At 42.0% G+C, this 12,982-nt stretch carries 10 protein-coding genes; 3 read left to right on the top strand and 7 right to left on the bottom strand.

The window, feature by feature from the left end:
- Positions 1 to 43 precede the first annotated feature (43 nt).
- The 5 genes from F907_RS09080 to F907_RS09100 all read right to left on the bottom strand — a co-directional run bounded on the left by F907_RS09080 (position 44) and on the right by F907_RS09100 (position 5,594).
- Positions 44 to 922, bottom strand: a complete 879-nt coding sequence (locus F907_RS09080) for a class I SAM-dependent methyltransferase (protein ID WP_016652189.1) — start codon at positions 920 to 922, stop codon at positions 44 to 46.
- 95 nt (positions 923 to 1,017) lie between these two features.
- Positions 1,018 to 2,538: a flavin-containing monooxygenase gene (locus F907_RS09085; RefSeq protein WP_016652188.1), complete on the bottom strand. Its 1,521-nt coding sequence runs from the start codon at positions 2,536 to 2,538 to the stop codon at positions 1,018 to 1,020.
- A gap of 93 nt (positions 2,539 to 2,631) precedes the next feature.
- Complete coding sequence (locus F907_RS09090; protein ID WP_016652187.1) at positions 2,632 to 3,456, bottom strand: SDR family NAD(P)-dependent oxidoreductase; 825 nt, start codon at positions 3,454 to 3,456, stop codon at positions 2,632 to 2,634.
- Between the two features lie 37 nt (positions 3,457 to 3,493).
- Positions 3,494 to 4,465 (bottom strand): metal-dependent hydrolase, encoded by a 972-nt coding sequence (locus F907_RS09095; protein WP_016652186.1) that lies wholly within the window; start codon positions 4,463 to 4,465, stop codon positions 3,494 to 3,496.
- A 169-nt stretch (positions 4,466 to 4,634) separates the two neighbouring features.
- Positions 4,635 to 5,594, bottom strand: coding sequence for a metal-dependent hydrolase (locus F907_RS09100; protein WP_016652185.1), 960 nt, complete (start codon positions 5,592 to 5,594; stop codon positions 4,635 to 4,637).
- 489 nt (positions 5,595 to 6,083) lie between these two features.
- On the opposite strand from F907_RS09100, the gene F907_RS09105 reads away from it, so the two are divergent.
- A complete protein-coding gene (locus F907_RS09105; protein WP_005274549.1) occupies positions 6,084 to 6,701 on the top strand; it encodes a TetR/AcrR family transcriptional regulator in 618 nt (205 codons plus the stop codon).
- Here F907_RS09105 and adeS read toward each other — a convergent pair.
- Together adeS and adeR are read right to left on the bottom strand one after the other, a co-directional pair.
- Positions 6,685 to 7,761, bottom strand: a complete 1,077-nt coding sequence (gene adeS / locus F907_RS09110) for a two-component sensor histidine kinase AdeS (protein WP_016652184.1) — start codon at positions 7,759 to 7,761, stop codon at positions 6,685 to 6,687. The two genes, F907_RS09105 and adeS, sit on opposite strands and share 17 nt — an antisense overlap.
- 45 nt (positions 7,762 to 7,806) lie before the next feature.
- The gene (adeR, locus tag F907_RS09115; protein WP_016652183.1) at positions 7,807 to 8,538 is read right to left on the bottom strand and encodes an efflux system response regulator transcription factor AdeR; all 732 of its coding nucleotides are present in this window, start codon (positions 8,536 to 8,538) and stop codon (positions 7,807 to 7,809) included.
- Positions 8,539 to 8,681: 143 nt separating this feature from the next.
- Between adeR and F907_RS09120 the strand changes: the two genes are divergently transcribed.
- Both F907_RS09120 and F907_RS09125 read left to right on the top strand, forming a co-directional pair.
- Entirely contained in the window at positions 8,682 to 9,827 is a 1,146-nt protein-coding gene (locus F907_RS09120; RefSeq protein ID WP_005274544.1) for an efflux RND transporter periplasmic adaptor subunit, read from the top strand.
- Positions 9,827 to 12,937, top strand: coding sequence for an efflux RND transporter permease subunit (locus F907_RS09125; RefSeq protein WP_016652182.1), 3,111 nt, complete (start codon positions 9,827 to 9,829; stop codon positions 12,935 to 12,937). The genes F907_RS09120 and F907_RS09125 overlap by 1 nt, the downstream gene beginning before the upstream one ends.
- Positions 12,938 to 12,982: the final 45 nt, after the last annotated feature.

The following is a 12,982-nucleotide window of genomic DNA, read 5'->3' as shown; positions in this document are numbered from 1 at the left end:
GTGCTCAAATGTGTTTAAGGGCTTTTTCTTTTCTAAAATTGAATCAAATACTCTGTAACCGCAGATGTAACATATGTGTGGCAATGGTATGACGGATATGATCGGGACGGGCATGAAAATAACGCTCACTCAAACCATTGCCAGATAAATCCTCAATGACGATATATCCCATTTGCATGACTGCCTGATGCAATACCCTAGGTCTAAATTGCCCTTTTAAAGGTTCTTTGAGAAAACGGGTAAATTGAGAGACAAACAAAGTTCCCAAACGCTCTATCCCATCCAACTCTCGATAATCAATCGAATAATCCAACACCACTTCACTTTCTCGCGCTGCAATCTTTGCAATACTGGCCAAGGTTTTTAATGTCGTTTCAGGTTCCAGATAATGAGTTGTTCCCAGCCATGAGAAAAAAGCAATATGATCCTGTTGAAAAGTACTGCGCGATAATGCATCAGCAATCGACTGCTTTTCAAAATCGATGGCAACAAATTCCACATTCTCTGGCAGCTCACCCAATTGCTGTAGTTTGTTTTGTTTAGCGGCTTGGGTATCCGGATGGTCGACTTCATAAATCTTGAGCTGTGGGTACTGCTGTGCTTGTCGTAAGGTAAAAGAATCTAACCCGGCCCCAACCAGCACATATTGCGTTACACCTCGTGCTATGGCGGCCTTGAGTTGATCTTCGGCATAACGGGAACGTCCAACCACTTGTCCGGTTAATAAGCCCAACGTACGGTTAAATACAGGTGAATTCATCACTTTGACTGTCAGTGGCGTGGTCAGTAATTTCTTCCACCCCCTGCTGGTCAACTCAAACGCAAAGGGATCTGAAAATACTGGGTTATTCGCATTTTGAAAATGATTGGCACGTAATGCGGCCGCGGCCTCAGCGGTTCGGCTCGACTGTCCTTCTTTCATGTTTTTTTCCTGTATTTTTTTCTATCTTGCAAAAAAGAAGCAGCAAATTCCATCGCTCGATAAAATTTACTGCTTTTTCATGATTAACCTAAAAATCAGTTGGTTTTTTCAGTCTGATAGGTCACTTGGTAATCATTCAAATCCATCTGTTTTAAACGTTGCTTTAACTTCTTCAATGACCAAGGCCAAGCAGCAAAATTACGACCATTGGCATCTAAATAGTAGCTCTTACATCCACCCGCGTTAAACACGGTGGTTTTCAGATGTTTTTGTACTAATTCATTGTGCTGCTTAATCACTTCTGGTTTGATGTTCAGCTTCGCAATGCCTTTGTCTCTGATTTTGAGTAAACCATCCACAATGTAGTCGAGTTGTGCTTCTGCCAAACCAATAAAAGAGTCATAGACCAAGACGTTTGGTCCTAAGACCAAGAAAGCATTTGGTACATTTTCAATACTGGTTCCTAAATAGGCTTCAGGTGAACTGCTTTTCCAAAGATCATTCAATATCTGCCCTTTTTCATTGCTCACACGCTTACCAATGGGCGGATGCGATACTTCAAAACCGGTTCCCCAAATAATCACATCCACTTCATGACGCTCGCCATTAGCAGACACCACAGTATTGCCTTCTACTTTTACCAATCCGTGTGGAATAAGCTGGGTATTCGGCTGTTGTAAGGCTGGATAATAGTTGTTAGCAAATAAAAGACGTTTACAGCCGATAGTAAAGTTCGGCGTTACGTTTTTACGTAATTCAGAATCTTCAATCTGGAAACGTAAAATCAGTTTGGCTAATTCACCCACAGGTTTTAACACAGCTGGATTACGTAAACCAAAGTTAATCGCATTCAGTGACTGAGCAACCGTTTTGCGCCAGGTTTTTTGAATCAAAGGGAATTTTTCAATCAGTGCTTTGCTTACATCACCCAGGTCAGTGTCTGGCTTTGGTACCACCCACGGTGCAGTACGTTGATACACATATAATTCTTTAGCTAAAGGTTGAATCTGAGGTACAAATTGAATCGCAGATGCACCTGTCCCGATCACCGCAATACGCTTGCCAGTCAGATCATAATCATGATTCCACTTGGCAGAATGGAACATTTCCCCTTTAAAGGTCTCTAAGCCGTCAAGTTTAGGAATTTGAGCCTCAGTAATTGGCCCTGTGGCAAAAATCGTGGTACGTGCCAAGAATTGCCCTTTATTGGTATCCATGACCCATAAATTACGTTCATTGTCCCATGCTGCATTCAACAGCTCTGTACCAAACTCAATTTTTGAATTGACACCAAAATCTTGGCTGACTTCCTCTAAATAGCTCAGAATCTCAGGTTGGCGAGCAAATAAATGGCTCCATTTTGCACTTGGGGCAAAAGAGTATGAATAGAGTGCTGATGGCACATCACAACCACACCCTGGGTAGGTATTTTCGCGCCAAGTCCCCCCCACACGTGTCGCCTTTTCAATAATCTTGTAGTTGCTATATCCCACTTGATCAAGACGAATCGCAGTGGCAATCCCTGAAATACCCGCACCCACAATAAAGGTGTCATAGATATGTTGTGGGAGTGCTTTCCCTTCAGCTGAGTTTAATTTTTTTGCTTGAGCTGTCATTTAAAATATCCTTTCACTTATTCACCAAGATCTGTCATCCCGTTCTGGAATTGTGGTTGATCTCAGTTGTTAAAATCGTTCCCTAATCAGGAATTACTTCATTAATCGATACGAAGTGCCCAAGAACTTGGCATATAAGTTCGGAGCAGTACGTTTTAAAAACCAAAACAACTTGGCATCAATTTGTGGAATGGTATAAAGCTCACCCTTATCCAAACGATCCAGAGTCAGTTTGGCGACCTTGTCACTGGTGGTAAACGCCAAATGGGTCAGCGCATAATCCAACAACCCTTTATGTGGAACCTTGCCGTTTTTAATAATGTTGGTCGGTACTAAGGTTGTACAAAGGACATTGACCTTGATATTCGATTTTTTCAATTCAGCCGACAGCGTTTCAGACAAGGCACGTACGCCCGCTTTAGAAACGTTATAGACGGTCATTTCAGGTGCTGCGGTATAAGATGCTGCTGATGCAACATTAATAATTGCACCATGGCCTTGCTGCTTAAACTTCGGTACAAAAGCACGGCAACCGTAGATCACGCCCCATAAATTAATATTCATGCACCAATGCCAGTCTTCAGAAGACATTTCATCAAACTTGCCACCAAGACCAATCCCGGCATTATTAATCACCAGTGTCACTGGATTTTGCATCAATTGTTGAGCCTGTTCAGCCAGTTGATTGACTTGCTCTTCTTTGGCCACATCACATTGCACAGCAAAGGCTTTTGCACCAAGTGCTTCGACCAGACTGACAGTTTCTTTTGCCGCATCGAGGTTAATGTCTGAACAGACCACCGTACCGCCACGCTTTGCCAGCTCAAGCGCAAAACTACGTCCTATACCACTCCCTGCGCCAGTTACGACAGCAAAGGCTTTTTGGCTTGGCTTGTTTTTCTTTCCAAATAATTTCATCTTTTTTTCCAGCTATCTTGTATTTACAGCGACCACGTTATGCAGAAGCTACTCGTACAGGTGGCACAAATTCTTTAAGCAAATAGGGCGTTAATAAGCCTGTTTCAGGGTTCAATAAGCGCTCTTTGTAATAGGCCAAATAGGCTGTTGTGTCATGATCATTAGGGTGGAAATCTGGACGCAAATAATCAAAAATGTGGGGTAAGGTACTACCAAACATGCCATCTTTTAAATTAAAAAGTACTGCCCAACTGGCACCCGCTTCTTTCCAGAAACTGAGGTTAATGAGGTTACTTGGACGGCGAAGAAAGGGTAAAAATAAACCACCTGCCCCAACGCCCGCGCCAATAGTAAGAAATGCGAGAAAAAAACCAAAAATTCTTAATGGATAATTCCCTGAGAGCACCTGATACGTATCGTAGGCAATATCTTTATGTTCAGATTCTTCCAACATATGCCACATCCACAAAGCACGTGCTTTTTCATCATCTGAATATTGGAAAATATATTCATGCTTCATGCCAAACTCAGCGAGCACCGCAGTAAAATGCTCAATCCCAGCCATCAACGACAGCTTAAGCGGTTGTGGAAATTTTAAAAAAGTATAATGAAATACCTGTTCTGCTAAAAAGCGGTACAATTTCACAGGCACATCATTGGGAATCATGATGTCGTTATATTCATTGTGCAATTTTGAATGAATTGCTTCCTGCCCAATCAAAGAGGTTAATCTTTGCTTTAAGATCGGATCCTTAATAAAATCACGATGAAAACGAGCAGTTTCAATCACCAGTTCCTCACCATAAGTGAGAAAAATAGATAAGGCCGCAAAATACGCCGTCGCCCACTCTTTCTGCATTAAAAACTTGAGATCCAGTTTTTCAGAATCAAATTGAAAATCAAAATGGCGAATTGGAATTGGTGACTGACTTGCTAAATTCTGCACAATTCCCTGATATTTACGACGATGCTTGTCTGAAAAGACATTTCGAATAATTTGAGCGACCATGGCTTGATCTCCATAGAGATTGAAGAATCACAGATATTTGGACTATCTAAACAGCATAGTGCAGCATTGAAATATGGCTAGAACTAAACTGCTTATATCAACATGAGCTTTTTTGCCAACCACTACCATATTTCCGTTGAGCCTGTTTAAACCAGTCCAGACATCCCGATTATGCGGCCTGAACTTTAGGTGTAAACTCTTTCACAAAGAATGGATATAACGCCCCACCCTCTGATAAAAGTTTCTTTTCGTAGTATTCGAAATAGGCAGATGCATCATGATCATTTGGATGGAAATCCGTGCGTAAATAATCAAAAATACGCCCTTGAGTACTTCCAAACACACCATCATTCGGGCTGAAAATCAGCTTGACGCCGCGCCGTGCATCTTTCCAGAATTTCGCAGTTAACATCTCTTGCGGCTTACGCAAAATTGGCACCATCGTTGCTGAAAACGGAATCAGCCCCAGGATGGTGAAATATGCCAACAAGAACCCCGAAATCCGTAATACATAATTACCATTGAGGGTTTGATACACATCATAAGCAACATCTTTATGCTCAGACTCTTCCAACATATGCCACATCCATAAAGCACGTGTTTTGGCATCATCAGAGAAATAGAAGTTCTGTTCATGCGCCATCATGTATTCCGCCAATACCGCAGTAAAATGCTCGATCCCGGCCATCAATGAGAGCTTGAGCGGTTGCGGAAATTTTAAGAAAATGTAATCAAAGAATTTTTCACCCAAGAAACGATAAAGTCTGACCGGATAATCAAGCTCAACAATTGCATCATTAAACTCATTATGTAGTTTTGAGTGAATTGCTTCCTGACCAATCAATGAGGTGACGCGTTGTTTTAAAATCGGATCTTTCAGTTGATCACGATGATGGCGAGCGGTTTCAATCACCAAATCTTCACCATAGGTCAGAAACACTGAAAGTGTTGCGAAAAAAATCGTTGCGAATTGATTGTTCATATAAAATGATAGATCAACTTCTTTACCTTCAAATCCGATTGCCAAGTGGCGAATTGGAATTGTTTTTTTACTCGCAAAATCGATTTGCTCAGTTATCGGGTTCGATTTAAATAGATTTAAACCTTTCTTTAATGTGCTGCTAATCATGGCTACACCTACCTACTGCACTTGAGCGTCATTTGCCCTTTTACATTCTTTGCGTCTGGTTCATCTCTTTTTCGCATCTCCATATTTCAGGAAGGTACGAAAAAATATTCGGGAGATTTTTCAGAACCATTTCTTCGTATGAGACATACTGTAAACCGATCTTATGTTCGGATTCAATTCGGGTAATTTTTATACTTATTTATAGATATTTTCTCGATCAGCCTTAAAGTAATCTTTGCTTAAAAAGCTGCATGCTTTATTAAAAAATAGTTTATTTTTTATAATTATCAATAAATTAAAACAATTTAAAAAATTAATATTTTCTAAAAAATGAATTGATGTATTTCATAAATACTTATTTATTACATCCTAAAGAACAAATATTAAAAACCTGTAATTTCACTTGTTCGGATTAATGAACTAATCCTTTTCACCCATTGACCCACATGTTAATCTGACATTATGTTCGGATTTTAACAATAAGACTTCATGGCGACACGAAAACCACGTCAGTCACGCTCGAAAGTGACCGTAGACACGATTATTGAAGCAGGCTTTATTGCCGTTGCAACCAACGGTACCAGCGGCACCACCACACGGCATATTGCAGACATTGCAGGTGTCAGTGTTGGATCTCTTTATGAATATTTTAAAAATAAAGAAGAAATTTACGATGCGATGGCAAGAACGTTTGTCAAAGAAGTCTTGGATATGGTGAAAGAGCTGACGCCGATCATGATCGAACAAGAGCTAGAGCCTTTATTCGAAATGATTTTCTATACATTTAGAGATTTATTGACTCGTGATGACGATCGTTATCTCATTTGTCTACGCTATGCGACTGAATTGAAATACGAAAGATATATTAGTCAGATTGAGATGGCACTGATGGAGGTGTTAATGAAATACATGATTCGCCATCCCCGCTATTTAAAAGTGAATAACCTCAGCGTAACTGCGTATATCAGTATTAACAGCAGTATTTTCAACGTTGCCCGTCACTTAATCCTGCCCAACCCGCAAATCAGCTTTGATGAAATGGTAAAGGGCCTAAGCACCATGATTATCAGTTATATTGAGGCAGAGTTGGCTAAGGCTGGGGCTTAGCAGGAAGTGTGATTCTAAACACGCTGTTCTGTTGTGGATTAAGGTACTCAATAGAGCCCTTGTGCGCAATGACGATGGCATGAACGACAGCCAAACCCAATCCCGTTCCCCCAAATTCTTTATTTCTGGACTGTTCCAACCTAAAGAAAGGATTAAATAAATCTTGCTGGTATTGCTCTGCAATACCCGGCCCTTGATCTTCAATTTGCAGCACCCATTCTTGAGCGATCAGAAGCGAAGAAATTTTCAGTTTTCCAGCATTTGCATAGCGAATCGCATTATCAATCAGGGCAACCAGCACTTGTTCAAGACGACGACGATCACAACTCATCGGTGTCGATGTAATTTCCAATACAGGTTGCAGTTGTGCTTGCTGTAAACGATCTTCAAATAGCTTTAACACTTTTTCAGCGAGCGCCTTTAAATCGACCAGCTCATAATTGAGCCTGAGTTGCTGATTTTCAACCAAACTCAGGGTTCTTAAGTCTTCAACTAAATGTGATAGCCCTTCTACTTGACTCAACAGGCTTTTAAACAAAGCCTCGTCGGGTTTAAACACGCCATCTAAAACGCCCTGTAAGCGCCCTTGCAAAATCGTGATTGGCGTTCTCAGTTCATGCGCAATTGCGGCATTCCAGACTTGAGCATTTTCCACCGAACTTTCTAACTGTTGTGCCATGTCATTAAAATTATGCATCAGCTCTGAAATTTCAGCCGAATGAATCTGGCGATCATCTGCTCTGGCAGAAAGATCCCCCTGACTGATTTTCTTTGCCGCTTCCGCCAAATAGTTAATCGGTGTAATAAAGCGTTGAGCAAGGTGCATGCCAATGATTAAAGAGATCACCGAACCACAAAAAATGACCGTAGATAACCAAATCCAATCAACAAAATGGAATTCGGTCCAGTCCTCCTGTAAAGAACTTAGCGTAATCCAGCCTGCATCAATGGCATAGTTATAAATAAAATAGCCAAGCAGGATAGAAAAAAGTGTCACGCTTAAGTTCACGATACTTAAGGCAATAAAAAGCTGTTTACTGATACCTGACTTGTTTTTCATCTCAATTTTCCAGATGGGTTCTTTTTAATATTTATAAATTAAGGCTTATGCATCTTGCGGATGATCAAGTCGATAACCCACCCCTCGCACATTGATCAGCATCTGTTGCAACCCATGTTCTTCCAGTTTCTTTCTCAGCTTACTGACATGGCTGTCAACAGTGCGCTCTAAAGCATCACTATCCGGCAGGCAGTGATTTAAAAGTTCGCCTCGCGTAAAAACTTTATGCGGATGATCAATCATTTGTAGCAATATTTTATATTCGGTCAGGGTGAGATTCAGCATGACTTTTTTGTCTTGTTGATGAACATAGACACTATGAATATCGGTATTAATTTCGATGTTTTTATAGATGAGATTTTTGTTGATTGTTTGACTATTTTGTTGCGCCCGTCGTAGCACAGCCTGCACCCGTGCAACCACTTCATTGGGATTAAAAGGCTTGACCACAAAGTCATCCGCACCAATCCGTAATGCCATCACCTTATCAATATCTTGGTCAAGTGCAGTCAACATAATGACGGGGGTTTGCGCCTTTTGACGAATTTTATTTAGTACATCCCAACCATTCAATTCAGGCAATTTAATATCCAGTAGAATTAAATCAATCGGTTGTGCAGCATGCGTTTCAATCGCTTGCTTACCGTTCATGGCACGAATTACACGCATACCTTCACGCTTGAGATAGTGCTCAATAATATCGCCAATCTCATATTCATCTTCTACGACGAGAATAAGTTTGTCATGACAATCGAAAGAAAAAGAATGCTCAAACATAACCATCTAGGCAAATAAAACAATCCATTCATCATACGATGATTTATCTGTCAATCTCCACACTTTTTCCACACTTCCCCGATGTTGGTTACACAAAGCTGGAAAATAATGTCAGCATCAAAAACTCCCAAGGTTTGGACAGAATGCAAAAGCATCTATTACTTCCATTATTTTTATCCATCGGGCTTGTATTACAAGGCTGTGGTTCTGAACAGGCAAAGCCCGCTGAGACGCCCCCAGCCAAAGTGAGCGTGTTAAATATTCAACCGCAATCTGTGAATTTTAGTGAAAATCTCCCTGCTCGTGTACAAGCCTTCCGCACTGCTGAAATTCGCCCTCAGGTGGGTGGTATTATTGAAAAAGTCTTATTCAGACAAGGCAGTGAAGTTAAAGCTGGACAAGCACTGTATAAAATTAATGCAGAAACCTTCCAAGCAGACGTAAATAGTAATCGCGCCTCACTCAACAAAGCCGAAGCTGAAGTGGCACGTTTAAAAGTTCAGTTAGAACGCTATGAACAATTACTACCAAGCAATGCGATCAGTAAGCAAGAAGTCAGTAATGCACAGGCTGAATATCGTCAGGCTTTAGCCGACGTTGCACAGATGAAAGCTTTGCTTACTCGCCAAAACCTAAATCTGCAATACGCCACTGTTCGTGCCCCAATTTCTGGTCGGATCGGACAATCGTTTGTCACTGAAGGTGCATTGGTCAGCCAAGGCGATGCCAACACCATGGCAACCGTACAACAGATTGATAAAGTTTATGTTGATGTAAAACAGTCAATTAGTGAGTACGAACATTTACAGGCCGCATTACAAAGTGGTGAGTTATCTGCCAATAATGAAAAAACTGTGCGGATTTCAAATAGCCATGGCAAACCTTATAACGTCACTGCCAAGATGCTGTTTGAAGACATCAATGTCGACCCAGAAACAGGTGATGTGACTATTCGAATCGAGGTGCACAATCCGGAACGCAAACTTCTTCCAGGCATGTATGTGCGTGTCAGCATTGATCGTGCTTCCGTTCCTCAAGCTTTACTGATTCCAGCCCAAGCGATTCAACGCAATATTAACGGCGACCCGCAAGTCTATGTAATCAATGCCAAAGGTGCGGCAGATATTCGCCCAATTGAACTGGGACAACAATATGATCAGTTCTATATTGCCAATAAAGGCCTTAAAACAGGCGATAAAGTGGTTGTAGAAGGGATTGACCGTATTCAGCCCAATCAAAAACTTGAAATAAGTCCGTGGAAAGTACCAGCAACACAAGGAGCTCAATGATGATGTCACAATTTTTCATTCGCCGCCCTGTGTTCGCATGGGTGATTGCGATTTTTATTATTTTATTTGGGGTTCTGAGTATTCCCAAACTGCCGATCGCCCGCTTCCCGAGTGTGGCACCCCCTCAAGTCAACATTAGTGCGACTTATCCCGGTGCGACACCCAAGACCATCAATGACAGTGTGGTGACCTTGATTGAACGGGAATTATCAGGCGTCAAAAACCTGCTGTATTATAGCTCGACCACCGATACCTCGGGCACTGCTGAAATTTCAGCGACCTTTAAACCGGGTACTGATGTTGAAATGGCACAGGTGGATGTCCAGAACAAGATCAAGGCAGTTGAAGCACGTCTACCGCAAGTGGTTCGCCAACAAGGCCTACAAGTGGAAGCCTCTTCATCAGGCTTCTTGATGTTGGTCGGTGTCAACTCCCCCAATGGTCAGTATTCTGAAGTTGATCTCAGTGATTATTTAGTCCGTAATGTAGTGGAAGAACTGAAACGTGTTGAAGGTGTAGGTAAAGTCCAATCCTTCGGTGCCGAAAAAGCCATGCGGATTTGGGTCGACCCAAATAAACTGGTGTCTTATGGACTGTCGATTAGTGATGTCAACAACGCGATCCGTGAAAATAACGTCGAGATTGCGCCGGGTCGACTGGGTGACCTCCCTGCTGCCAAAGGTCAACTGATTACCGTTCCACTTTCGGCACAAGGTCAATTGGGTGATGTTGAACAATTCAAGAATATCAGTCTCAAAAGTAAGACCAGTGGTAGTGTCATTAAACTATCTGATGTTGCCAATGTAGAAATGGGTTCACAAGCCTATAACTTTGCGATTTTAGAAGATGGCAAACCTGCAACGGCAGCTGCAATTCAGCTCAGTCCGGGTGCCAATGCGGTAAAAACAGCTGAAGGTGTCAGAGCCAAGATTGAAGAATTAAAACTCAATTTACCTGAAGGCATGCAATTCAGTATCCCTTATGACACTGCGCCTTTCGTTAAGATTTCAATCGAAAAAGTAATTCATACTTTACTTGAAGCCATGGTTCTGGTTTTCATTGTGATGTATTTATTCCTGCATAATGTCCGCTACACCCTGATTCCAGCAATTGTTGCACCGATTGCGTTACTCGGGACATTTGCAGTCATGCTGTTGGCAGGCTTTTCGATTAACGTACTGACCATGTTTGGTATGGTGCTCGCGATCGGGATTATCGTCGACGATGCGATTGTAGTGGTGGAAAACGTCGAGCGGATTATGGCAACAGAAGGGCTAGCACCGAAAGAAGCCACCTCCAAAGCCATGAAGGAAATCACCAGCCCGATTATTGGAATTACCTTAGTCCTTGCGGCGGTGTTCTTACCGATGGCTTTTGCCAGTGGTTCAGTTGGTATTATCTATCAACAATTCACCTTAACCATGTCGGTGTCTATCCTGTTCTCGGCATTATTGGCATTGATCTTAACCCCTGCACTATGCGCCACGATTTTGAAACCGATTGATGGCCATCATCAAAAGAAAGGCTTCTTTGCGTGGTTTGATCGTAGCTTTGATAAAGTCACCAAAAAATATGAATTGATCCTGCTGAAAGTGGTCAAACATAGTATTCCAATGATGGCGATCTTTGTGGTGATTACAGGTCTTACCTTCGCAGGTATGAAGTATTGGCCAACGGCATTCATGCCTGAAGAGGATCAAGGTTGGTTCATGACCTCATTCCAGCTCCCTTCAGACGCCACTGCTGAAAGAACGCGAGGTGTGGTAAATGAGTTTGAAAACGGCTTAAAAGACAACCCAAATGTAAAAAGTAACACCACGATTATGGGTTGGGGCTTTAGTGGTGCGGGTCAAAACGTCGCTGTCGCGTTTACAACGCTAACGGATTTTAAAGACCGTACGACAACTGCAACCGAGATGACCAACTCCGTCAATACGACCATGGCGCATAGTAAAGAAGGCGCAACCATGGCTGTACTTCCGCCAGCCATTGATGAACTTGGGACTTTTGCGGGTTTCAGCTTACGTTTACAAGACCGAGCGAATTTGGGCATGCCTGCACTTTTAGCTGCACAAGACCAGTTAATGGAAATGGCAGCCAAAAACAAAAAGTTCTATATGGTCTGGAATGAAGGCTTACCGCAAGGTGACAATATTTCTTTAAAAATTGACCGTGCCAAGTTAAATGTTCTGGGTGTGAAGTTCTCTGACGTTTCTGACATCATTTCCACCTCAATGGGTTCGATGTACATCAATGACTTCCCAAATCAGGGACGTATGCAACAAGTGATTGTACAGGTCGATGCCAAGTCACGAATGCAATTAAAAGATATTTTGAATCTGAAAGTGATGGGTTCAAATGGGCAATTGGTCTCTTTATCTGAAGTGGTTACACCGCAATGGAATAAAGCACCACAGCAATATAACCGCTATAACGGACGTCCATCGTTGAGTATTGCAGGTATTCCGAACTTTGATACCTCATCAGGCGATGCCATGCGTGAAATGGAAAACCTGATTGCCAAACTACCAAAAGGCATTGGCTATGAATGGACAGGTATTTCTTTGCAAGAAAAGCAATCTGAATCGCAGATGGCTTTCTTACTTGCCTTGTCTATGCTGGTCGTGTTTCTGGTTCTGGCTGCGCTTTATGAAAGTTGGGCCATTCCGCTTTCAGTCATGCTGGTTGTACCTTTGGGTATTTTCGGTGCCGTGGTTGCGATTATGTCACGTGGTTTAATGAATGATGTGTTCTTTAAAATTGGTCTGATTACCATCATCGGTTTATCCGCCAAGAACGCAATTCTGATTGTCGAATTTGCCAAAATGCTGAAAGAAGAAGGCATGAGTTTAGTTGAAGCCACTGTTGCCGCAGCCAAACTTCGTTTACGTCCGATTCTAATGACTTCACTGGCCTTTACTTGTGGTGTGATTCCATTGGTCATTGCATCAGGTGCCAGTTCAGAAACACAGCATGCCTTAGGCACAGGTGTATTTGGTGGCATGATTTCAGCAACGATTCTGGCGATCTTCTTTGTCCCAGTGTTCTTTATTTTCATTCTGGGTGCAGTTGAAAAGCTGTTTTCTTCGAAAAGCAAAAATCCATCTTAACTGACATTGAGCAGAGGAAATCAACCTTTTTCTCTGCTCCTGCTC

This window comes from Acinetobacter colistiniresistens (assembly GCF_000413935.1).
Lineage (GTDB): Bacteria > Pseudomonadota > Gammaproteobacteria > Pseudomonadales > Moraxellaceae > Acinetobacter > Acinetobacter colistiniresistens.
The sequence above is the reverse complement of the archived record's forward strand: the minus strand, read 5'-3'. Positions and strand labels throughout refer to the sequence as shown.